General features: G+C 61.0%; 18 protein-coding genes and 1 pseudogene. 14 read left to right on the top strand and 5 right to left on the bottom strand.

The features are described from left to right. Positions 1–2 precede the first annotated feature (2 nt). From HBO09_RS05535 to HBO09_RS05510, 7 genes and pseudogenes are all read left to right on the top strand, one after another. Complete coding sequence (locus HBO09_RS05535; protein ID WP_169996601.1) at positions 3–296, top strand: BolA family protein; 294 nt, start codon at positions 3–5, stop codon at positions 294–296. A 31-nt stretch (positions 297–327) separates the two neighbouring features. Beyond that, positions 328–417, top strand: a pseudogene (locus HBO09_RS28800) (outer membrane lipoprotein carrier protein LolA); the annotation flags it as partial. Positions 418–521: 104 nt separating this feature from the next. Next, complete coding sequence (locus HBO09_RS05530) at positions 522–1463, top strand: rhodanese-related sulfurtransferase (protein WP_169996603.1); 942 nt, start codon at positions 522–524, stop codon at positions 1461–1463. A gap of 36 nt (positions 1464–1499) precedes the next feature. Further along, a complete protein-coding gene (locus tag HBO09_RS05525; protein WP_169996773.1) occupies positions 1500–2102 on the top strand; it encodes a DsbA family protein in 603 nt (200 codons plus the stop codon). After that, the gene (locus tag HBO09_RS05520) at positions 2095–3900 is read left to right on the top strand and encodes an ABC transporter ATP-binding protein (RefSeq protein WP_169996605.1); all 1806 of its coding nucleotides are present in this window, start codon (positions 2095–2097) and stop codon (positions 3898–3900) included. Before HBO09_RS05525 ends, HBO09_RS05520 begins: the two co-directional genes overlap by 8 nt. 95 nt (positions 3901–3995) lie before the next feature. After that, entirely contained in the window at positions 3996–6458 is a 2463-nt protein-coding gene (locus HBO09_RS05515; RefSeq protein WP_169996607.1) for an EAL domain-containing protein, read from the top strand. A 46-nt stretch (positions 6459–6504) separates the two neighbouring features. Continuing rightward, positions 6505–7296 (top strand): iron-containing redox enzyme family protein, encoded by a 792-nt coding sequence (locus HBO09_RS05510; protein ID WP_169996609.1) that lies wholly within the window; start codon positions 6505–6507, stop codon positions 7294–7296. A gap of 23 nt (positions 7297–7319) precedes the next feature. Here HBO09_RS05510 and HBO09_RS05505 read toward each other — a convergent pair whose 3' ends face one another. The 5 genes from HBO09_RS05505 to HBO09_RS05485 all read right to left on the bottom strand — a co-directional run bounded on the left by HBO09_RS05505 (position 7320) and on the right by HBO09_RS05485 (position 12690). Beyond that, complete coding sequence (locus HBO09_RS05505) at positions 7320–8246, bottom strand: GGDEF domain-containing protein (protein ID WP_169996611.1); 927 nt, start codon at positions 8244–8246, stop codon at positions 7320–7322. Positions 8247–9025: 779 nt separating this feature from the next. Then, positions 9026–9766, bottom strand: a complete 741-nt coding sequence (locus HBO09_RS05500) for a YciK family oxidoreductase (RefSeq protein WP_169996613.1) — start codon at positions 9764–9766, stop codon at positions 9026–9028. Positions 9767–9920: 154 nt separating this feature from the next. Next, positions 9921–10592, bottom strand: a complete 672-nt coding sequence (gene mupP / locus HBO09_RS05495) for an N-acetylmuramic acid 6-phosphate phosphatase MupP (RefSeq protein WP_169996615.1) — start codon at positions 10590–10592, stop codon at positions 9921–9923. A 4-nt stretch (positions 10593–10596) separates the two neighbouring features. Further along, positions 10597–11295, bottom strand: a complete 699-nt coding sequence (gene ubiG / locus HBO09_RS05490) for a bifunctional 2-polyprenyl-6-hydroxyphenol methylase/3-demethylubiquinol 3-O-methyltransferase UbiG (RefSeq protein ID WP_003172645.1) — start codon at positions 11293–11295, stop codon at positions 10597–10599. A gap of 63 nt (positions 11296–11358) precedes the next feature. Further along, complete coding sequence (locus tag HBO09_RS05485; protein ID WP_169996617.1) at positions 11359–12690, bottom strand: TRZ/ATZ family hydrolase; 1332 nt, start codon at positions 12688–12690, stop codon at positions 11359–11361. 109 nt (positions 12691–12799) lie between these two features. Between HBO09_RS05485 and mtnA the strand changes: the two genes are divergently transcribed. The 7 genes from mtnA to cmk all read left to right on the top strand — a co-directional run bounded on the left by mtnA (position 12800) and on the right by cmk (position 23408). Next, positions 12800–13876 carry an S-methyl-5-thioribose-1-phosphate isomerase gene (gene mtnA, locus HBO09_RS05480; RefSeq protein WP_169996619.1) on the top strand — a complete coding sequence of 359 codons (1077 nt, stop codon included), beginning with the start codon at positions 12800–12802 and terminating at the stop codon, positions 13874–13876. A 424-nt stretch (positions 13877–14300) separates the two neighbouring features. Further along, positions 14301–16955, top strand: a complete 2655-nt coding sequence (gyrA, locus tag HBO09_RS05475; RefSeq protein WP_029298707.1) for a DNA gyrase subunit A — start codon at positions 14301–14303, stop codon at positions 16953–16955. A gap of 226 nt (positions 16956–17181) precedes the next feature. Beyond that, on the top strand, positions 17182–18267 hold the full coding sequence (serC, locus tag HBO09_RS05470; RefSeq protein WP_169996621.1) for a 3-phosphoserine/phosphohydroxythreonine transaminase: 1086 nt from the start codon (positions 17182–17184) through the stop codon (positions 18265–18267). After that, entirely contained in the window at positions 18267–19361 is a 1095-nt protein-coding gene (pheA, locus tag HBO09_RS05465; RefSeq protein ID WP_029298704.1) for a prephenate dehydratase, read from the top strand. Before serC ends, pheA begins: the two co-directional genes overlap by 1 nt. Before the next feature lie 9 nt (positions 19362–19370). Further along, entirely contained in the window at positions 19371–20483 is a 1113-nt protein-coding gene (gene hisC / locus HBO09_RS05460; protein ID WP_169996623.1) for a histidinol-phosphate transaminase, read from the top strand. Positions 20484–20511: 28 nt separating this feature from the next. Beyond that, entirely contained in the window at positions 20512–22722 is a 2211-nt protein-coding gene (locus HBO09_RS05455) for a bifunctional prephenate dehydrogenase/3-phosphoshikimate 1-carboxyvinyltransferase (protein WP_169996775.1), read from the top strand. Continuing rightward, positions 22719–23408 (top strand): (d)CMP kinase, encoded by a 690-nt coding sequence (gene cmk / locus HBO09_RS05450; protein WP_029298696.1) that lies wholly within the window; start codon positions 22719–22721, stop codon positions 23406–23408. Before HBO09_RS05455 ends, cmk begins: the two co-directional genes overlap by 4 nt. The last annotated feature ends 3 nt before the right edge of the window (positions 23409–23411 follow it).

Genomic DNA, 23411 nt, shown 5'->3' with positions numbered 1-23411 from the left:
CAATGACCATGCAGCAGCGTATCGAATCGGCACTTGCCGCCCTGAGCCCGGAACACGTGAGTGTGCTGGACGAAAGCCATATGCACAGCCGTGGATTGCAGACGCACTTCAAGGCCGTGCTGGTCAGCCAGCAGTTCGACGGGCTCAACCGCGTCAAGCGCCACCAGAAGGTCTACGCCACGTTGGGTGACCTGATGGGCGAGTTCCATGCGCTGGCACTGCATACCTACACGCCTGAAGAATGGGCGAAAATCGACGCAGCGCCGGCCTCGCCGACCTGCGCCGGCGGACATTGATCGGTAACGCTCAACCTCTGTAGGAGCGAGCTTGCTCGCGAAGATCGTTAACGATGACGCGCGCATTCTGAAAGCACGCGGCGTTCTCAGGTTTTTCGCGAGCAAGCTCGCTCCTACAGTTCGGGGTTTATCCCTGATAGAATCCGCAACGCGCCGCTCAGTCGGCGCGTTTTTTTTTGCATCCGGTTCACCCTTTGCGAGGGTAGCCACCTGGAGAGAACACCCATGACACAACCCATCGTCGTGGCGGCACTGTATAAGTTCGTCACCCTCGAAGATTACGTCGCCCTGCGCGAGCCCCTGTTGCAGGCCATGGTCGACAACGGTATCAAGGGCACCTTGCTGATCGCCGAAGAAGGCATCAACGGCACCGTTTCCGGCAGTCGCGAAGGCATTGATGGCCTGATGGCCTGGCTGAAGAACGACCCACGCATGGTCGATATCGACCACAAAGAGTCGTACTGCGATGAGCAGCCGTTCTACCGCACCAAGGTCAAACTGAAAAAAGAGATCGTGACCCTGGGCGTCGAAGGCGTCGACCCCAACAAGAAAGTCGGTACCTACGTTGATCCACAAGACTGGAACGCCCTGATCAGCGATCCAGAAGTGCTGTTGATCGACACCCGTAACGACTATGAAGTATCGATCGGCACCTTTGAAGGCGCGATCGACCCGAAGACCACCAGTTTTCGCGAATTTCCCGACTACATCAAAGCCAACTTCGACCCGGCCAAACACAAGAAAGTCGCCATGTTCTGCACCGGCGGCATTCGCTGTGAAAAGGCGTCCAGCTACATGCTCAGCGAAGGCTTCGATGAGGTGTATCACCTCAAGGGCGGCATCCTCAAGTACCTCGAGGAGGTGCCCCAGGAGCAAACCAAATGGCAGGGCGACTGTTTTGTTTTCGATAACCGCGTGACCGTGCGCCACGACTTGAGCGAAGGTGACTACGATCAATGTCATGCCTGCCGTACACCGGTTAGCGTAGAGGACCGCGCATCCGAGCATTACGTGGCCGGCATCAGTTGCCCGCATTGCTGGGATAAGCTGTCCGAGAAGACCCGTCGCAGTGCGATCGACCGCCAGAAGCAGATCGAACTGGCCAAGGCCCGCAATATGCCGCACCCGATTGGTTACAACTACAAGCAATCATCCACCGAGGCTTGAACCATGTCCGCGCGCCTGCTCTATGTAATGGACCCGATGTGTTCCTGGTGCTGGGGTTTTGCCCCGGTGGCCAAGGCCCTGGTTGAGCAGGCCCAGGCAGCTGGCGTGGAATTGCACCTGGTGGTCGGCGGTTTGCGCACCGGCAGTGGTTCGGCGCTGGAGCCGGCCACCCGGCGCTATATCCTGGAACACTGGCAGGCGGTGACTGAAGCCACTGGCCAGCCGTTCCGCCTGGAGGGCGCCTTGCCTGACGGCTTTGTATATGACACGGAGCCGGCATGCCGTGCGCTCGTGACGGCTCGCGGTTTGGCACCCGATTGTGCGTGGAAGCTGCTGGGGCTGATCCAGCAGGCATTTTACGTCGAGGGTCGCGATGTGACCCGCGCCAGTGTGTTGGTGGAACTGGCCGAGACCGCCGGAGTGCCGCGTATCGAGTTTGCCGAGGCCTTTGATCGTGCCGAACAACATGCCGCCACGGCCGCCGATTTCACTTGGGTTCAGGACCTGGGCATCGCCGGTTTCCCTACCTTGTTGGCCGAGCGCAATGGCCAATTGGCCTTGTTGACCAACGGCTACCAGCCGCTGTCCGAGCTATCGCCGTTGCTCGGTCGCTGGTTGGAGCGAGCCGCCTGTGGCTGATCAACCCGCCGTACGCGTTGATCGGCTGACCTGGGCAGAAATCCGCCGCCTGGCCCTGCGCCATAAAAAAGCGTTGTGGATCGCCAATGGTGTCGCCGTTCTGGCGACCCTGTGCAGCGTACCGATTCCCTTGCTCCTGCCGTTGCTGGTGGACGAGGTGTTGCTGGGCAATGGCGATGCCGCACTGAAGGTGATGAACCACGCGTTGCCAGCACCCTGGCAGCAGGCCGCAGGCTATATCGGCCTGATGCTGCTGATCACCCTGGTGCTGCGTTGCGCGGCGCTGGTGTTCAACGTGGTCCAGGCGCGCCTGTTTGCCGGGCTGGCCAAGGATATTGTCTACCGCATCCGCGTGCGGTTGATCGAACGGCTCAAGCGCATTTCCCTGAGTGAATACGAAAGCCTGGGCGGCGGCACCGTGACCACGCACCTGGTGACCGACCTGGACACCGTGGACAAGTTTGTCGGCGAAACCTTGAGCCGCTTCCTGGTGGCCATGCTGACCCTGGTCGGCACTTCCGGCATCCTGATGTGGATGCACTGGAAGCTGGCGCTGTTGATCCTGCTGTTCAACCCACTGGTGATCTATGCCACGGTGCAGCTGGGCAAGCGGGTCAAGCACCTGAAGAAGCTGGAAAACGACAGCACCTCGCGGTTCACCCAGGCCCTGACGGAAACCCTGGATGCTATCCAGGAAGTGCGCGCCGGCAATCGCCAGGGCTTCTTCCTCGGGCGCCTGGGGCAGCGAGCCCAGGAAGTGCGCGACTTTGCCATCAACTCCCAGTGGAAAAGCGATGCCTCCAGCCGCGCCAGTGGCCTGTTGTTCCAGTTTGGTATCGATATTTTCCGTGCGGCGGCGATGCTCACGGTGCTGTTTTCCGACCTGTCCATCGGCCAGATGCTCGCGGTGTTCAGCTACCTGTGGTTCATGATCGGCCCGGTGGAACAACTGCTGAACTTGCAGTACGCCTACTACGCCGCTGGCGGTGCGCTGACGCGCATCAATGAACTGCTGGCCCGAGCTGACGAGCCGCAATATGCCGGGGGCGAGGATCCGTTTACCGGGAGCGAAACCGTGGGCATCGAAGTACGGGGCCTGGATTTCGGCTACGGCGAAGACCTGGTGCTCAACCAGTTGAACCTGGCCATTGCCCCCGGCGAAAAGGTTGCGATCGTCGGCGCCAGTGGCGGCGGTAAAAGTACCCTGGTGCAACTGCTACTGGGGCTCTACACCCCGCAAGCGGGGACGATCAGCTTCGGCGGCGCGAGCCAGCAGGCGATTGGCCTGGAAACCATCCGCGAGCATGTCGCGGTGGTGCTGCAGCATCCGGCGCTGTTCAACGACACCGTGCGCGCCAACCTCACCATGGGCCGCGAGCGCACTGACCAGGCCTGTTGGCAGGCCCTTGAAATTGCCCAGCTGGATGCTACGGTCAAAGGGTTGCCCCAGGGCCTGGACAGTATTGTCGGGCGTTCGGGCGTGCGTTTGTCCGGTGGCCAGCGCCAACGCCTGGCGATTGCCCGGATGGTGCTGGCCGAGCCGAAAGTGGTAATTCTCGACGAAGCCACCTCGGCCCTGGATGCGGCGACCGAGTACAACCTGCACCAGGCCCTGGCGCGGTTTCTCAGTGGGCGTACTACACTGATCATTGCGCACCGTTTGTCGGCGGTGAAGCAGGCTGATAGGGTGTTAGTGTTTGACGGTGGGCACATCGCCGAAGATGGCGACCACCAGCAACTGATAGCCGATGGCGGCTTGTACGCCAAGCTTTATGGACACTTGCAACAAGTTCGCTGAATCGATCCCGGCTCCGGCCCTGAAGGGGTCGCGTTTGGCCTCGGCTGTGCTGTCAGGAGCAGTTTTTACTCGCCTGTGCTCAAGCAAGGGATCTCATGAAGCAGAAGCGAACTCTCGGAACACCCCGTTTGCTCGGTATTGTCTGGCCTTTTATTGCCGTTGTGCTGTTCCAGGCACTGCTGGGCTGCGTCAGTCTTTACATGCTGTCGGCTGTGCGTGGCTATGTGGCGGGCGAGAGCCTGTGGTCCAAGGGCCAGAAAGACGCCATCTACTACCTGACCCTGTACGCCGACAACCGCGACCAGGCGACCTTTCTCAAATACCAGAACGCCATTGCCGTACCCCAGGGCGGGCACGAGCTGCGTATCGCCCTGGATCGCCCCAGTCCTGACCTGGCGGCGGCGCGCCAGGGGATCCTAAAGGGCGGCAACCATCCAGATGATGTGTCGAGCCTGATCTGGCTGTATCTCAACTTTCGCCATTTCAGCTACTTGGAAAAAGCCATCGAACTGTGGACCGTCGGTGATAGCTACCTGGTGCAACTTGATGAGCTGGCGCAGGAGATGCACCGGCAAATCATCGCCAATCGGGTCAGCAGTGCCGATATCCATGCCTGGAAAGACCGCATCATTGCCATCAACGATGGGGTGACACCCGCGGCCAAGGCCTTCAGCGACGCCTTGGGTGAAGGCTCCAGAGTGATTCTGCGCCTGTTGCTGATCACCAACCTGGCCACCGCCTTGGGGCTGATCGCCTTGGCGTTGCTGCGCACGCGCAAGCTGTTGGCACAGCGCCATGCGTTTGCCGATGCCTTGCAACTGGAGAAGGAGCGGGCGCAGATCACCCTGGAGTCCATCGGCGATGGGGTGATCACCACCGATGTCGACGGGGCTATCGCGTATATGAACCCGGCGGCGGAATCCCTGACCCACTGGAACGCGGCCCAGGCCCAAGGCCTGCCGTTGGCCGCGTTGTTCAATTTGCTGGATGAGCACGCCCAGGTCGACGGGTTTACCCTGATCGACCATATTCTTGACGGCCAACTCAGCGGTGGCAGCGAACACTCCAAGCTGATCCAGCGCCTGGATGGCAGCACCGTCTCCGTGACCCTGGTGGGCGCACCGATCCGCAGCGCTGGCAAGGTCAGCGGTGCGGTGTTGGTGTTGCACGACATGACTCAGGAGCGCCAGTACATTGCCAATCTGTCCTGGCAGGCGACCCATGATGCGTTGACCGGGCTGGCCAACCGGCGTGAATTTGAATATCGCCTGGAGCAGGTGCTGCATGGCATCGGGCGCCAGCAGTCGGCGCGCCATGCCTTGATGTTCCTGGATCTGGACCAGTTCAAGCTGGTCAACGACACCTGTGGCCATGCGGCGGGCGATGAACTGTTGCGGCATATCTGCGCCTTGCTGCAATCGGACCTGCGCGAGGGCGATACCCTGGCTCGCCTTGGGGGGGATGAGTTTGGCATCCTGCTGGAGAACTGCCCGGCGCCGGTGGCCGAGAAGATCGCCGAGAGCCTGCGACATACCGTGCAAAACCTGCACTTTGTCTGGAAAGGCCGACCGTTTGTCACCACCGTCAGTATCGGCCTGGTGCATATCTCGCACACCCCGACCACCCTGGAGACTTCATTGCGTGCCGCGGATATGGCCTGCTACATGGCCAAGGAGAAGGGGCGCAACCGGGTGCAGGTCTATCATGCCGACGACACCGAACTGTCCTTGCGCTTTGGCGAAATGGCCTGGATCCAGAGGTTGCACATGGCCCTGGAAGAGGACCGTTTCTGCCTGTATGCCCAGGAAATCGCGCCCCTGGGTCACACCGAGGCGGGTGCCGGGCATATCGAGATTCTGTTGCGCCTGCACGATGAGGCGGGGCGGATCATCTTGCCTGACAGCTTTATCCCGGCCGCCGAGCGTTACGGGTTGATGACCTCCCTGGACCGCTGGGTGGTGGAGAACGTGTTCAAGTTGATTGCCCGTTGCATGCTTGAGCGACCCGGCAGGCCCATGGCGATGTGTGCGATCAACCTGTCGGGCATCACCATCGGCGATGATGATTTCCTGAGCTTCCTGCGGGAGAAATTCAGTGCCTATGGCATTCCACCGGGCATGATCTGTTTTGAAATCACCGAAACCAGCGCAATTTCCAATTTGGGTAGCGCGATTCGTTTTATCAATGAGCTCAAGGCCTTGGGTTGCTGCTTCTCCCTGGATGACTTTTGTGCCGGAATGTCCTCATTCGCCTACCTCAAACATTTACCTGTAGACTTCCTGAAGATCGATGGAAGTTTCGTAAAGGATATGCTGGACGACCCGATTAACCGCGCCATGGTCGAAGTGATCAATCACATCGGCCATGTCATGGGTAAACGCACTATTGCTGAGTTTGTCGAAACGCCGCACATCGAGCAGGCATTGCTCGAGATTGGCGTTGACTACGCTCAGGGCTACCTGATTGAGCGCCCGCAATTGTTTACCTGCGATAGTTTGCAATGTCGACCTGCGCGCCCGCAGCCTCTGTTATTCAAGGCGCCCGGCACGTTCCGCTGAAACATCTGCTGGTCTGTACACATCACAAATCAAAAGGAGCCCGACAGTGATCGACACATTCAGCAGAACCGGCCCGCTTATGGAAGCCTCAAGTTACCCCGCCTGGGCTCAGCAATTGATCCAGGACTGTAGCGAGAGCAAGCGCCGAGTTGTCGAACACGAACTGTACCAGCGCATGCGCGATAACAAGCTCAGTGCCAAGACCATGCGTCAGTACCTGATTGGTGGCTGGCCAGTGGTGGAACAGTTCGCGTTGTACATGGCACAAAACCTGACCAAGACCAAGTTTGCCCGTCATCCTGGGGAGGATATGGCGCGACGTTGGTTGATGCGCAATATTCGCGTGGAACTGAACCATGCCGATTATTGGATGCATTGGGCGCGCGCCCACGGTGTAGGCCTGGAAGAACTGCAGGCGCAAAACGTAGCGCCAGAGCTGCATGCACTGAGTCATTGGTGCTGGCACACCAGTTCGGCCGATTCGTTGATCGTTGCGATTGCCGCCACCAACTACGCCATCGAAGGCGCCACTGGGGAGTGGTCTGCGCTGGTGTGTTCGACGGGCGTGTATGCCGCCGCTTTCCCTGAAGAAGATCGCAAGCGCGCCATGAAGTGGTTGAAGATGCATGCCCAGTACGACGACGCCCACCCGTGGGAAGCGTTGGAGATCATTTGCACCCTGGCGGGCATGAACCCGAGCAAGGCGTTGCAAGTAGAACTGCGCCAGGCTGTGTGCAAAAGCTACGACTACATGTACCTGTTCCTGGAGCGCTGCATGCAACTGGAGAAAACCCCAGTGACCCGCGAGCGCCAGGTGCTGGCGACCAGCGAAGCCTGACCCGGGCAATGGCGGGGTAGCGTTTACCCCGCCATTGCCAGGCGGTTGCGGCCTTCGCGCTTGGCCACGTACAAGGCATTGTCGGCCCGGCGCAGCAGGCTCTCGGCCGACTCACCCGCCAGCAAGGTCGCGCAACCCAGGCTCACCGTCAATTCGATACGCGTAGTGTCCGCCCAGTAGTCCTGGGCCTGTGCTGCCTGGCGCAGGCGTTCGCCGACCATAGTGGCGGCATCGCGGCTGGTGTTGGAAAGCAGGATCAGGAACTCGTCCCCGCCAAACCGAAACACCATATCCACATTGCGCAACTGGCTTTTGATCGAGGCTGCGACGGCCTTGAGCACTTTGTCGCCGGTGGCGTGGCCGTGGCTGTCGTTGATGTGCTTGAAGTGATCGATATCGAGCATCAGCAAGGACAGCGGATACAGGTGCCGCTTGGCCATTTCGATCTCCCGGCCCAGGGTCTGGTCCATGGCGACGCGGTTGCCGGTCTCGGTCAGTGGATCGCGCAGGGCGCTGCGGGTCGCGGAGCGATACAGCAAGGCATTGCGCATGGGGTATAGCAGGCTGGCCAGCAGCGACTCCAGATTGCCCTGTTCCTCCTCGCTGAAGCGCTGGTTGCGGCGAAATACCAGCTCTCCCAGGTGTTCGCCCTGGTGGCTGAGGCTGTAGCTCACGGAGTGATGGCCGCGCTGGCCGAACTCCAGGCGCAGGTCGCTGGCTTCATGGCGGTATTGCAGGGCATCCAGGGGCACCAGGCGCTGCACTTCGCGAAAGAACAGGCCAAGGATCCGTTCCGCTTCCAGGCTGGTCTGCAATTGCAGGTTCAGTTGCTGGCGCAGTTGCGCGAGGCTAACGGGGCGCCGTGTAATAAGGGAAGGCTGGCCAAAGCCCAGGCGTTGCAATTTTGCACTGTCGAAGTCAATTGCGTTGGTCTGGGTCGGTGTTTTCATAAACGGGTAGGCCTCTAAGCACTTAATGCTGTCTTACAGGCTCAATGGGAGCGGCCACTGGCGGGCGTCTTACTGTTCCTTCAGTTCCGTAAAACATAGGTAACAGTCTAGTCCGCTTTGCCGGGGGTTATAACCCCTGGTCCCATGCCGCACGTCTTTACGTCGTGCCGCCTGTTTCAAGCAAGTTAGAGCGAAAAGCGTGCCATTTAGTGCGATGTTTTTTATTGCTTATAAAACAAGGGGATAGGATTTACTGCGTATGCATAGTGCTGGGAATTTGGCGCCAGGCGCTGTGGGGGGTGTGGCGAGCGGGCTTGTCGGAACGCCGTATCGCCCGCGCTTGGTGGCGGAGCCGCCCCAAAACCTGCCGGCTCGGTATGTCTGAAGCAAGCGCGGTGCCTGGAGTGGGGCTGCTGCGCAGCCCAGCGCGGGGCAAGCCCGCTCGCCACGGGGTAAGTCGTCAGTTTCTGAAAGTTGTGTAGAGACCTAGGGTTATCCCAGGCAAGCCAGTCCCCACGTGTGATGCGGTGGTGTGCCCAAGACTCTGCGCCTGGCTACGGCCTTGTTGTGGCGAGCGGGCTTGTCGGAACGCCGCATCGCCCGCGCTGGGTGGCGGAGCCGCCCCAAAACCTGGCGGCTCGGTATGTCTGAAGCAAGCGCGGTGCCTGGAGTGGGGCTGCTGCGCAGCCCATCGCGGGGCAAGCCCGCTCGCCACAGGGTAAGTCGTCAGTTAGAGACCTAGGGTCATCCCAGGCAAGCCCGCTCCCGTATTCTGGGGATTACTGCGCGTCGAATGCCTGCCCATTGATCCCCGAGCTATCCGGGCCCATCAGGTACAGGTACACCGGCATGATCTCTTCCGGTAGCGGGTTGTTGGCCGGGTTTTCTCCAGGATAAGCCTGGGCACGCATGCTGGTGCGGGTGGCGCCCGGGTTGATGCTGTTGGAGCGTACTGCGGCGACGGTGTCGAGTTCGTCGGCCAGGGTTTGCATCAGGCCTTCGGTGGCGAACTTCGATACGCCATAGGCGCCCCAGTAGGCACGACCCTTGCGCCCGACGCTGCTGGAGGTGAACACCACCGAAGCGTCCTGGGACAGCTTGAGCAGTGGCAGCAGGGTGGCGGTCAGCATAAACATGGCGTTGACGTTGATATGCATGACGCGCATGAAATTCTCGCCCGACAGTTGTTCGATCGGGGTGCGCGGGCCGATGATCGAAGCGTTGTGCAGCAGCCCGTCGAGATGGCCGAATTCTTTTTCGATCATCGCTGCCAGCTCATCGTATTGATGGGGCAGGGCGGTTTCCAGATTGAATGGGATCACCACCGGTTGCGGGTGGCCGGCGGCTTCGATTTCATCGTAGACCTGGGCCAGGTTGGCTTCGGTCTTGCCCAGCAACAGCACGGTGGCACCGTGGGCGGCATAGGTCTTGGCTGCCGCAGCACCAATCCCGCGACCGGCGCCGGTGACCAGAATGACCCGGTCCTTGAGCAATTCTGGGCGAGCGGAGTAATCAAACATAATCGACCTCAACAAAATTCAGTGGGGCAGCACATATCTGAATGTGGGGGCGGGCTTGCTCGCGAAAGCGTAGTGTCAGTCAACTCTCTAGCAGATGACCCACCGCCTTCGCGAGCAAGCCCGCTCCCACATTAAAGCTTCATTGGTTAGCCATTCAGCAGCTGCAGAGTGCGCTATCGAGCACCTTGCGCAGTTCCAGTGGGTGATCGACCACGACGTCGGCGCCCCAGTTGCGGGCATTATCGTCGGGGTGGATGTAGCCATAGGTGACGGCGGCGGTGCGGGTGCCGGCGTCGCGGCCCGATTCGATATCCCGCAGGTCATCGCCCACGAACAGTACGCTGGCCGGGTCCAGGTCGAGCATCTTGCAGGCCAGGATCAGCGGTTCCGGGTCGGGCTTGCTGTTTTTCACGTGGTCCGGGCAGATCAGCAGTGCCGAGCGTTGGGCCAGGCCCAGTTGTTTCATGATCGGCTCGGCAAAGCGCAGTGGCTTGTTGGTGACCACGCCCCAGATCAGCTTGGACCGTTCGATGTCTTCCAGCAGTTCGGCCATGCCATCAAACAGCTTGCTATGGATCGCGCAGCCCTTGAGGTAGCGTTCGAGGAACTCCAGGCGCAACGCTTCAAAGCCTGGGGACTCCGGGTCCATGGCAAACGTCACGGCAACCATGGCCCGGGCGCCGCCGGAGACTTCGTCGCGGATATGCTGGTCGTTGATCGGCGCAAGCCCACGTTCGGTGCGCATGGCCTGGCAGATGGCGATAAAGTCCGGCGCGGTATCGAGCAGCGTACCGTCCATGTCGAAAAGAACCGCTTTCAACTTCACAGGTTTATTCCTCTCGCAGGGTCTGGATCATGTAGTTGACGTCGACGTCGCTGGCCAGCTTGTAGTGCTTGGTCAGCGGGTTGTAGGTCAAGCCGATGATGTCCTTGACGGTCAGCCCGGCCTGGCGGCTCCAGGCGCCGAGTTCGGAAGGACGGATGAATTTCTTGAAGTCATGGGTGCCGCGCGGCAGCAGCTTCATGATGTATTCGGCGCCGATGATCGCGAACAGGTAGGCCTTGGGGTTGCGGTTGATGGTGGAGAAGAACACCTGGCCGCCGGGCTTGACCATGCGGAAGCATGCACGGATCACCGACGATGGGTCGGGCACGTGCTCCAGCATCTCCAGGCAGGTCACCACGTCGAACTGCTCGGGCATTTCCTCGGCCAGGGCTTCGGCGGTGATCTGGCGGTATTCGACACTCACCCCCGACTCCAACTGATGCAACTGGGCCACGGCCAGAGGCGCTTCGCCCATGTCGATGCCCATCACCGTGGCGCCGCGCTGGGCCATGGCCTCGCTGAGGATGCCGCCGCCGCAGCCCACGTCGAGGACTTTCTTGCCGGCCAGATTGACGCGCTCGTCGATCCAGTTGACCCGCAGCGGGTTGATGTCGTGCAGGGGCTTGAACTCGCTTTCGCGGTCCCACCAGCGGTGGGCCAGGGCTTCGAATTTGGCGATTTCGGCGTGGTCGACGTTACTCATGGGTAGTCCTCTAAATCCGATAAAACGGTGTGCCTGGCGCGGAATGTTGATCCCGGGCCGGCGTTATTCGTGGTGTCCACTGATGCGCCGGCCCCAGGCAGCGGCTGTGGCGCTCAGTTGCTGTTCATCCATGCGGGTCAGTTGCCGGTCGTCGAGCAGTTGCTTGCCGCCGACCCAAAGGTGTTTCACACAATCGCGTCCGGTGGCATATATAAGCTGCGAGACCGGGTCGTAGATCGGTTGCTGGGCCAGCCCCGAAAGGTCGAAGGCCACGATATCCGCAGCCTTGCCCACTTCCAACGAGCCGATTTCAGCCTCCAGGCCCATGGCCCGCGCACCGTTGAGGGTAGCCATGCGCAGCGCACGGTGGGCATCCAGGGCGCTGGCCGAGCCGGCGACGGCCTTGGCCAGCAGCGCGGCAGTGCGGGTTTCGCCCAACAGGTCCAGGTCATTGTTGCTTGCCGCGCCATCGGTGCCTACTGCCACATTGACGCCGGCCTGCCACAAGCGTTCCACCGGGCAGAAGCCACTGGCCAGTTTGAGGTTGGATTCGGGGCAATGGATCACGCTGCTGTTGCTTTCTACCAGCAACGCCAGGTCGTCTTCGCTGATTTGGGTCATATGAACGGCCTGCAGGCGCGGGCCGAGCAGCCCCATGCGCCCGAGGCGAGCCAGGGGGCGTTCGCCATACTGTTCCACGGACTGCTGCACTTCAAAGGCGGTTTCGTGGACATGCATATGAATGGCGGCGTCCAGCTCCTCGGCGATCACCCGGACTTTTTCCAGGGTTGCATCGCTGACGGTATAGGGGGCATGGGGGCCAAAGGCGATTTTGATTCGCGGGTGATGCTTGAGGTCGCCAAACAACTCCACACCCTGGCGGATCGCCTCGTCGGCATTGGCTGCGCCGGGGATCGGGAAGTCGAGGATCGGAATTGCAATCTGTGCGCGCAAGCCGCTGTTGTGTACGCGTTCGCTGGCGACCTTGGGGAAGAAGTACATGTCCGAGAAGCAACTGATGCCGCCCTTGATCTGCTCGGCAATCGCCAGGTCGGTGCCGTCACGTACAAACGTCTCATCGACCCACTTGGCTTCGGCCGGCCAGATATGCTGTTGCAGCCAGGTCATCAGTGGCAGGTCGTCGGCCAGGCCGCGAAACAGGGTCATTGCCGCGTGGCCATGGGCATTCACCAGGCCGGGGCTGAGCAGCACTCCGGGCAACTCGCGCACTTCGTGGGCTGCCAGCTTCAGGGCCTGCGCCCGCGGGCCGATAAACGCGATACGTCCGTCCCGGATGCCCAGGGCGTGCGCCTTGAGCACCACGCCTGCAGGTTCGACCGGTACCAGCCAGCTTGGCAGCAACAGTAAGTCGAGCGGGGCGGCAGGTGGCGTCATAGCGGGCATCGTCCGAGGCGGTCATATAAAGAGGGCGAAGTATACCCGAGCGTCCTGGCTGGCGGATCGCTATAATCCGCGGCTTTTGTTGATGAGTACGGGGTGAGGGATGCGCGATCGACTGTTGGCAGCGGAGAAAGTGAAGGCCATCGATTGGCGTGATGGCGCACTGCACCTGCTCGATCAGCGTGCGCTGCCATCCCGGGAAAGCTGGGTGGCCTGCGCGACGGTCGATGAAGTGGCTGCGGCCATTCGTACGATGGTGGTGCGGGGCGCACCGGCCATCGGCATCAGCGCCGCCTATGGGCTGGTGCTGGCCGCGCGCGCACGGATCGCCGAGGGCGGTGACTGGCAGGCTGCATGGGAGGAGGACTATGCGCTATTGGCCGAAAGCCGTCCTACCGCGTCGAACCTGTTCTGGGCCCTCAAGCGCATGCGCGATCGCCTCGATCGCCTCAAAAAGCACGCCGACCCGCTGGCGGTGCTGGAGGCCGAAGCCGTCGCGATCCATGAAAGCGACCGTGAAGCCAACCTGACCATGGCGCAACTGGGTGTCGAATTGATCCGCAAGCACCAGGGCAATGCCCAGGCGATCCTGACCCACGGCAATGCCGGGGCCTTGGCCAGCGGTGGTGTAGGCACTGCGCTGGGGGTGATCCGAGGGGCGTTTCTGGAGGGCATGGTCGAGCAGGTCTATGCCAACGAAACCCGCCCCTGGCTGCAAGGCTCGCGGCTGACCGCCTGGGAGCTGGCGGGCGAGGGCATTCCGGTCACAGTGAATGCCGATTCGGCCGGCGCGCATATCCTCAAGACCAAGGGCGTGACCTGGGTGATTGTGGGCGCTGACTGCATCGCCGCCAATGGCGATGTGATCAGCAAGATCGGCACCTACCAGTTGGCAGTCTGCGCCATGCACCATGGCGTGCGCTTTATGGTGGTGGCCCCGAGTTCCACCCTGGACCTGATGATGGCCACTGGCGATGATGTCGCCCTGGAAGAGCGGGATGCCGGCGAACTGCTGGAAGTCGCCGGGCAGCGATTTACCGCCGATGTAGCGGCCTTTAACCCGGTGTTTGATGTCACGCCGGCAGATCTGATTGACGTGATCGTCACCGAAAAAGGCATTGTTGAGCGGCCGGACACCGCCAAGATAGCCAAATTGATGTGCCGCAAGCGCCTGCATTAAAAGCGTTGGTGTTTAGCTGATTGCTATCGCGAGCAAGCCGGCTCCGGCACTTTGAATGCATTTACACATCAGCTGTGGCAGCGGGCTTGCCCGCGATTGGCCCGAAAAGCCAACAAAACCCTCGGATCCATAGGCTGGTCCGAGCCTTGATCCGGCTCTGAGCCCCTCTCGTCGCCCTCAAGCCTGTCATCCGTCAACTTACTACGCTCCATGCGCATCTGGGGGATAGGTGCGTGGCGGCGATTGTGATACCATTCGGCGGTTTCCAAGGTCACCCCAAGGGGCGGCCTTTAATGCGCAGATCCGTGTCATAACTCGTTGATTTGTCGTAAGTCGTTGCCAGGCATCATGCCGGCGGCGGCGAGCTTCGTTCGTCCCATATGGATGTGACGAGGTTTCACCCGAAAAAGGAATCAGGCTTCTCATGGGCGAACTGGCCAAAGAAATCCTCCCGGTCAATATCGAAGACGAGCTGAAACAGTCCTACCTCGACTACGCGATGAGCGTAATTGTCGGTCGGGCACTGCCTGATGCGCGCGATGGCTTGAAGCCCGTGCACCGGCGTGTGCTGTTCGCGATGAGCGAGCTGGGTAACGACTGGAACAAGCCGTACAAGAAATCTGCCCGTGTTGTCGGTGACGTGATCGGTAAGTATCACCCTCACGGCGACACTGCGGTGTACGACACCATCGTTCGGATGGCCCAGCCGTTTTCCCTGCGCTACCTGTTGGTAGACGGCCAGGGCAACTTCGGTTCGGTCGACGGCGACAACGCCGCGGCCATGCGATACACCGAAGTGCGCATGACCAAGCTGGCACACGAGCTGCTGGCTGACCTGCACAAAGAAACCGTGGACTGGGTGCCGAACTACGACGGCACCGAAATGATCCCGGCGGTCATGCCGACCCGTATTCCCAACCTGTTGGTCAACGGCTCCAGCGGTATTGCCGTGGGCATGGCCACCAACATTCCGCCGCACAACCTTGGTGAAGTCATCGACGGTTGCCTGGCGCTTATCGACAACCCCGAGCTGACCGTCGATGAGTTGATGCAGTACATTCCTGGCCCGGACTTCCCGACCGCCGCGATCATCAACGGTCGCGCCGGCATCATCGAAGCTTATCGCACCGGTCGTGGCCGCATCTACATGCGCGCCCGCTCGATGATCGAAGACATCGACAAGGTCGGTGGCCGCCAGCAGATCGTCATCACCGAACTCCCGTACCAGTTGAACAAGGCGCGTCTGATCGAGAAGATCGCCGAGCTGGTTAAAGAGAAGAAGCTCGAAGGCATCACCGAACTGCGCGACGAGTCGGACAAAGACGGTATGCGCGTGGTGATCGAGCTGCGTCGTGGCGAAGTGCCTGAGGTGATCCTCAACAACCTCTACGCCCAGACCCAGCTGCAAAGCGTGTTTGGTATCAACGTCGTGGCCCTGATCGACGGTCGTCCGCGCATCCTGAACCTCAAGGATCTGCTGGAAGCCTTCGTCCGTCACCGTCGCGAAGTGGTGACTCGCCGTACCGTATTCGAACTGCGCAAGGCCCGTGAACGTGGGCACATCCTGGAAGGCCAGGCGGTTGCGCTGTCGAACATCGATCCGGTCATCGCCCTGATCAAGGCTTCGCCGACTCCGTCGGAAGCCAAGGAAGCACTGATCAAGATGCCATGGGAGTCCAGCGCCGTCGTGGCGATGGTTGAACGTGCCGGTGCCGATTCGTGCCGTCCGGAGACCCTGGACCCGCAATACGGCCTGCGTGATGGCAAGTATTTCCTGTCGCCGGAACAGGCCCAGGCCATCCTGGAACTGCGCCTGCACCGCCTGACCGGTCTGGAGCACGAGAAGCTGCTGGCCGAGTACCAGGAGATCCTCAACCAGATCGGCGAGCTGATCCGCATCCTCAACAGCGCCGTGCGCCTGATGGAAGTGATCCGCGAAGAACTGGAAGTGATCCGCGCCGAATACGGCGACGTGCGTCGCACTGAAATTCTCGATGCGCGCCTCGACCTGACCCTGGGTGACATGATCCCGGAAGAAGAGCGTGTGGTGACCATTTCCCACGGCGGCTATGCCAAGACCCAGCCTTTGGCTGCGTACCAGGCTCAGCGTCGCGGTGGTAAAGGCAAGTCGGCGACTGGCGTGAAGGATGAGGACTACATCGCTCACCTGCTGGTAGCCAACAGCCACACCACGCTGCTGCTGTTCTCCAGCAAGGGCAAGGTGTACTGGCTCAAGACCTACGAAATCCCGGAAGCGTCCCGCGCTGCCCGTGGTCGTCCGCTGGTCAACCTGTTGCCGCTGGACACCGATGAATACATCACTACGATGTTGCCGGTCGAGGAATACACCGAAGGTCACTTCATCTTCATGGCAACCGCCAAAGGCACCGTGAAGAAGACCCCGCTGGAATCCTTCAGTCGCCAGCGCAGCGTGGGCCTGATCGCCCTGGAACTGGACGAAGGCGACGTGCTGATCTCCGCGGCCATTACCGATGGCGAGCGTGAAGTCATGCTGTTCTCCGACGGTGGCAAAGTGACGCGCTTCAAAGAGTCCGACGTGCGTGCCATGGGTCGTACCGCCCGCGGTGTGCGCGGTATGCGCCTGCCGGAAGGGCAGAAGCTGATTTCCATGCTGATCCCGGAAGAAGGCAGCCAGATTCTCACGGCTTCGGCCCGTGGTTATGGCAAGCGTACCGCCATCAGTGAGTTCCCCGAGTACAAGCGTGGCGGCCAGGGTGTTATCGCCATGGTCAGCAACGATCGCAACGGCCGTCTGGTCGGCGCGGTCCAGGTGCTGGATGGCGAGGAAATCATGCTGATTTCCGACCAGGGCACCCTGGTACGTACCCGTGTTGATGAAGTGTCGAGCCTGGGCCGTAACACCCAGGGGGTGACCTTGATCAAGCTGGCCAGCGACGAGACCCTGGTGGGTCTGGAGCGTGTCCAGGAACCATCGGAAGTCGAAGGCGAGGAGCTGGAAGGTGAGGAGTTCGATGGCGAGGTGATCGCAGCCGGCGATGACAGCGTCGACGAGCCAACCCTCGATGCTGCCGCAGACGAAGAAGAACCGCAGGAATAAGCGGACAACCAAGGGGGCGGATGAAAATTCGCCCCCTTGTTATTTGTCCCTTTTGAAAGTTTGCAATACTGCGCATTCCCCTGTGGGAGCGGGCTTGCTCGCGAAAGCGGCGTATCAGTCAGCGCATAGGCGGGCTGACACACTGCTTTCGCGAGCAAGCCCGCTCCCACAGGGGTTATGTGTCGAACACGAATTATGTGACCAACAGATCAGAGCGAGATTGGATGTGAGCAAGAGAGCCTATAACTTCTGTGCTGGTCCCGCGGCACTTCCTGAAGCAGTCCTGCAGCGCGCGCAGGGTGAACTCCTCGACTGGCATGGCAAAGGCCTCTCCGTGATGGAAATGAGCCATCGCAGCGATGAGTTCGTATCCATTGCCACCAAGGCCGAGCAGGATCTGCGTGACCTGCTGGACATCCCGTCGGACTACAAGGTGCTGTTCCTGCAAGGCGGCGCCAGCCAGCAGTTCGCCCAGATCCCGCTGAACCTGCTGCCGGAAGACGGTACTGCCGACTATATCGATACCGGTATCTGGGGGCAGAAGGCCATTGAAGAGGCCTCGCGCTACGGCAACGTCAACGTGGCCGGTACTGCCAAGCCCTACGATTATTTCGCCATTCCAGGCCAGAACGAGTGGAAGCTGTCCAAGGACGCGTCCTATGTTCACTACGTACAGAACGAAACCATCGGTGGCCTGGAATTCGACTGGGTGCCTGAAGTTGGTGATGTCCCATTGGTGTGCGACATGTCCTCGGACATTCTCTCGCGCCCGATGGATGTGTCCCGCTACGGCATGATCTACGCCGGCGCACAGAAGAACATCGGCCCGAGTGGCATCCTGGTCAACATCATCCGTGAAGACCTGCTCGGTCGTGCCCGGTCGGTGTGCCCGACCATGCTCAACTACAAGGTCGCGGCCGACAACGGCTCGATGTACAACACTCCGCCGGCTTTTGCCTGGTACCTGTCGGGCCTGGTGTTCGAGTGGCTCAAAGAGCAGGGCGGCGTGGCGGCCATGGGCAAGCTCAATGAAGAGAAGAAGCGCACCCTGTACGACTTCATCGACGCCAGCGGCCTGTACAGCAACCCGATCAACCCGAGCGACCGCTCGTGGATGAACGTGCCGTTCCGCCTGGCCGACGACCGCCTGGACAAGCCATTCCTGGCGGGTGCCGACGAGCGTGGCTTGCTCAATCTCAAGGGGCATCGTTCGGTAGGCGGCATGCGCGCCTCCATCTACAACGCCGTCGACATCAATGCCATCAAGGCGCTGGTGGCCTACATGGCAGAGTTCGAAAAGGAACACGGCTAATGTCTGAGCAAGAACTCAAGGCCCTGCGTGTACGCATTGACGCCCTGGACACCAAAGTCCTGGAGCTGATCAGTGAGCGGGCGCGCTGTGCCCAGGAAGTGGCGCGGGTCAAGATGGCCTCCCTGGCCGAAGGCGAAGTGCCGGTGTTCTATCGCCCAGAGCGAGAAGCCCAAGTGCTCAAGCGGGTGATGGAGCGTAACCAGGGGCCGCTGGGTAATGAAGAGATGGCGCGGTTGTTCCGCGAAATCATGTCTTCGTGCCTGGCCCTTGAGCAGCCCTTGAAAGTGGCGTACCTCGGCCCTGAAGGCACCTTCACCCAGGCGGCGGCGATGAAGCATTTCGGCCATGCGGTGATCAGCAAGCCAATGGCGGCCATCGATGAGGTGTTCCGCGAAGTGGCTGCCGGTGCGGTGAATTTCGGCGTAGTACCGGTGGAAAACTCCACCGAAGGCGCGGTCAACCATACGCTCGACAGTTTCCTTGAGCACGACATGGTGATCTGTGGCGAAGTTGAGCTGCGCATTCACCACCACTTGCTGGTGGGTGAAAACACCAAGACAGACAGCATCAGCCGCATTTACTCCCACGCCCAGTCCCTGGCCCAGTGCCGCAAGTGGTTGGACGCCCATTACCCGAATGTCGAGCGCGTGGCGGTGTCCAGCAACGCCGAGGCGGCCAAGCGGGTCAAGGGCGAGTGGAACTCGGCGGCGATTGCCGGGGATATGGCTGCGGGCCTGTACGGTCTGACGCGCCTGGCCGAAAAAATCGAGGACCGCCCGGATAACTCCACGCGCTTCTTGATGATTGGTAGCCAGGAAGTGCCGCCGACCGGCGACGACAAGACGTCGATCATCGTCTCCATGAGCAACAAGCCGGGTGCGCTGCATGAACTGCTGGTGCCGTTCCATGACAACGGGATTGACCTGACGCGCATCGAGACACGTCCTTCGCGCAGCGGTAAATGGACCTATGTGTTCTTTATCGACTTCGTCGGCCACCACCGTGATCCGCTGGTCAAGGGTGTGCTGGAGAAAATCAGTCAGGAAGCCGTGGCACTCAAGGTGCTGGGTTCCTACCCGAAAGCGGTTTTGTGAGGCTTTGACATGAGTGGCAACTTCCTCGCCCTGGCGCAGCCGGGCGTGCAACAACTGTCGCCTTACGTTCCAGGCAAGCCTGTGGACGAGTTGGCGCGCGAGTTGAATCTGGATCCGGCGAAGATCGTCAAGCTGGCCAGCAATGAAAACCCTCTTGGGCCAAGCCCCAAGGTGTTGGCGGCGATCCGCGAAGAGTTGGTGGAGCTGACCCGTTATCCCGACGGCAATGGTTTTGCCCTCAAGTCCCTGTTGGCCGAGAGCTGCCGGGTCGAGTTGAATCAGGTGACCCTGGGCAATGGCTCCAACGACATTCTGGAGCTGGTGGCGCGTGCTTATCTGGCCCCGGGCCTGAATGCGGTGTTCAGTGAGCACGCGTTTGCGGTGTATCCGATTGTCACCCAGGCCGTCGGTGCCGAGGCGCGGGTGATTGCGGCCAAGGACTGGGGGCATGACCTACCGGCCATGCTGGCGGCCATCGATGCCCAGACCCGCGTGGTGTTTATCGCCAACCCGAATAACCCGACCGGCACCTGGTTCGGTGCCGATGCGCTGAACGAGTTCCTGCAGGATGTGCCTGAGCATGTGCTGGTGGTGCTGGACGAGGCCTACATCGAATACGCCGAAGGTAGTGACTTGCCCGACGGCCTGGACTTCCTCGCGGCCTACCCGAACCTGCTGGTATCGCGCACCTTCTCCAAGGCCTATGGCCTGGCGTCGCTGCGAGTCGGCTACGGGTTGTCCACCGCCGTTGTTGCGGATGTGCTGAACCGTGTGCGCCAGCCCTTCAACGTCAACAGTCTGGCGCTGGCGGCGGCCTGCGCGGCGCTCAAGGATGCCGAGTACCTGGAAGAAGGGCGGCGGATCAACGAAAGCGGCATGCAGCAACTGCAGCAAGGCTTTCGTGAGTTGGGCCTGGGCTGGATTCCATCCAAGGGCAACTTTGTTTGCGTGGATCTCGCCCAAGAGGCCGCTCCGGTATTCCAGGGCCTGCTGCGCGAAGGCGTGATCGTGCGTCCGGTGGCCAACTACGGCATGCCCAACCATTTGCGTATCACCATCGGTTTGCCGGCTGAAAACAGCCGCTTCCTTGAGGCGCTGGCCAAGGTTCTGGCCCGTGGTTGATGTGATTGCAATGCAACCTGTTGTGCCTGTGATCGGTCGCCTGGTGGTGGTCGGCCTGGGATTGATTGGCGGCTCCTTTGCCAAGGGCCTGCGTGAAAGTGGCCTGTGTGGCGAAGTGGTTGGTGTGGATCTGGATCCGCAATCGCGCCAGTTGGCGGTTGAGCTGGGCGTGGTGGATCGTTGCGAGGCGGACTTGGCCGTGGCATGCCAGGGCGCCGATGTCATTCAGTTGGCTGTGCCGATCCTGGCCATGGAAAAACTGCTGGCGCTGCTGGCTGCCATGGATCTGGGTCAGGCGATCCTCACGGATGTCGGCAGTGCCAAGGGCAATGTGGTGCGTGCGGCGCGGCTGGCGTTTGGTGGCATGCCGGCGCGTTTCGTGCCGGGGCATCCGATTGCCGGCTCCGAGCAGAGTGGGGTGGAAGCATCCAACTCCCAACTGTTTCGTCGGCACAAGGTGATCCTCACGCCGCTACCCGAAACCGACCCCGCCGCCTTGGCTGTGGTGGACCGGCTGTGGCGCGAGCTGGGTGCGGATGTCGAGCACATGCAGGTCGAGCGCCATGACGAAGTGCTGGCTGCGACAAGTCATCTGCCGCATTTGCTGGCTTTTGGCCTGGTCGACTCCCTGGCCAAGCGCAATGAAAATCTGGAGATTTTCCGTTACGCCGCCGGCGGTTTTCGCGATTTCACGCGGATTGCCGGGAGCGATCCGGTGATGTGGCACGACATTTTTCTCGCCAATCGCGAGGCAGTGCTGCGTACCCTGGACACCTTCCGCAGCGACTTGGATGCCTTGCGCGATGCGGTCGACGCGGGAGATGGTCACCAGTTGCTGGGTGTCTTCACTCGTGCTCGGGTAGCGCGCGAGCATTTCAGCAAGATCCTGGCGCGGCGTGCCTATATGGACGCTGCGGTCAACGCTGACGATGTGGTGTTTGTCGCCAGCCCCGGTGGGCAGTTGAGTGGCAAGATCCGGGTGCCTGGGGATAAATCCATTTCCCATCGCTCGATCATGCTCGGGTCGCTGGCGGACGGTGTTACTGAGGTCGAGGGGTTCCTTGAGGGTGAGGATGCCCTGGCGACCTTGCAGGCGTTTCGCGACATGGGTGTGGTGATCGAAGGTCCCCATCATGGGCGAGTGACCATCCATGGTGTGGGCCTGCATGGCTTGAAGCCGGCGCCGGGGCCGATCTATCTCGGTAATTCGGGCACGTCCATGCGCCTGCTGTCGGGCTTGTTGGCGGCGCAGCGTTTTGACAGTGTCCTGACCGGCGATGCTTCGCTGTCCAAGCGGCCGATGAATCGCGTGGCCAAGCCGTTGCGGGCGATGGGCGCGGTGATCGAGACCGGGCCGGAAGGCCGGCCACCGCTGACCATTCGTGGTGGGCAGGCTCTCAAGGGGTTGAATTACACGCTGCCGATGGCCAGCGCCCAGGTCAAGTCCAGCCTGTTGCTGGCTGGGTTGTACGCCGAAGGTCGGACGGCGGTGACCGAGCCTGCGCCCACCCGTGATCATACTGAGCGGATGTTGCGCGGTTTTGGCTGGCCGGTGGAGGTCGTTGGCGCGACGGCGGCGGTTGAGTCGGGCCATGCACTGGTGGCTACGCGCATCGAAGTGCCGGGTGATATCTCTTCCTCGGCATTCTTCCTGGTGGCCGCCTCGATCGCTGAGGGTTCCGAGTTGTTGCTTGAGCATGTGGGCATCAATCCTACCCGCACCGGGGTAATCGATATCCTGCGTCTCATGGGGGCTGATATCACCCTGGAAAACCCGCGTGAAGTGGGTGGCGAGCCGGTTGCGGACCTGCGTGTACGTGCGGCACCGCTTAAGGGCATCGAGATTCCCGAAGCGCTGGTTCCCCTGGCTATCGACGAGTTCCCGGTACTGTTTGTCGCCGCCGCCTGTGCCCAAGGGCGTACGGTATTGCGTGGCGCCGAAGAGTTGCGGGTCAAGGAGTCCGACCGCATCCAGGTTATGGCCGACGGTCTGTTGGCGCTGGGTGTGAAGTGTGTGTCGACCCCTGATGGGATTATCATTGATGGCGGCCGCATGGCCGGGGGGGAGGTGCATGCCCACGGTGATCATAGGATCGCCATGGCGTTCAGTGTGGCGTCCCTGCGTGCCACTGCGCCGATTCGTATCCATGACTGTGCCAACGTAGCTACATCTTTTCCGAATTTTCTTACACTGTCTGCCCAAGTCGGCATTCGTGTAGCCCAAGAGGCTCAATTGTGAATATCAAAGCACCGGTGATTACCATCGATGGGCCAAGCGGCTCTGGCAAAGGCACTGTCGCGGGCCTGCTGGCCAAGCGCCTGGGGTGGTGTCTGCTGGACTCCGGGGCGTTGTATCGCCTGCTGGCTTTCGCCGCGCGTAATCACGGCGTCGACCTGACCAATGAAGCATCGTTGGTGCTGCTGGCGGCTCACCTGGACGTGCAGTTCGTCGGCGCGACCGAAGGTCATTCGCTGCGCATTATCCTGGAAGGAGATGACGTAACCGATGATCTGCGTAACGAGCAGGTTGGCTCCTGGGCCTCCCAGGTCGCCGCCTTGCCGGCCGTGCGTGATGCCTTGCTCCAGCGTCAACGGGCTTTCCAGGAGCCGCCGGGTCTTGTGGCCGATGGCCGTGATATGGGGACCGTGGTGTTCCCCGAGGCGCCGCTGAAGATTTTCCTGACGGCCAGTGCCGAGGAGCGGGCGCGCCGCCGTTACTTGCAGTTGAAGGGCAAGGTGGATGGTGTTAGTCTGTCGAGTCTGCTAGATGAGATTCGTGCGCGCGATGAGCGTGACACCCAGCGTGCGGTAGCCCCGCTCAAACCGGCGGCTGACGCCATACAGCTGGATTCCACGGAATTGTCCATCGAGCAGGTGCTGGAACGCATCTTGAGTGAAATCGCCCTTCGCGATATCGCCGGATGACTC

This window comes from Pseudomonas sp. WS 5027 (genome assembly GCF_012985695.1).
Classification (GTDB): Bacteria; Pseudomonadota; Gammaproteobacteria; order Pseudomonadales; family Pseudomonadaceae; genus Aquipseudomonas; species Aquipseudomonas hygromyciniae.
This window is presented reverse-complemented; position numbering and strand designations above follow the sequence as displayed.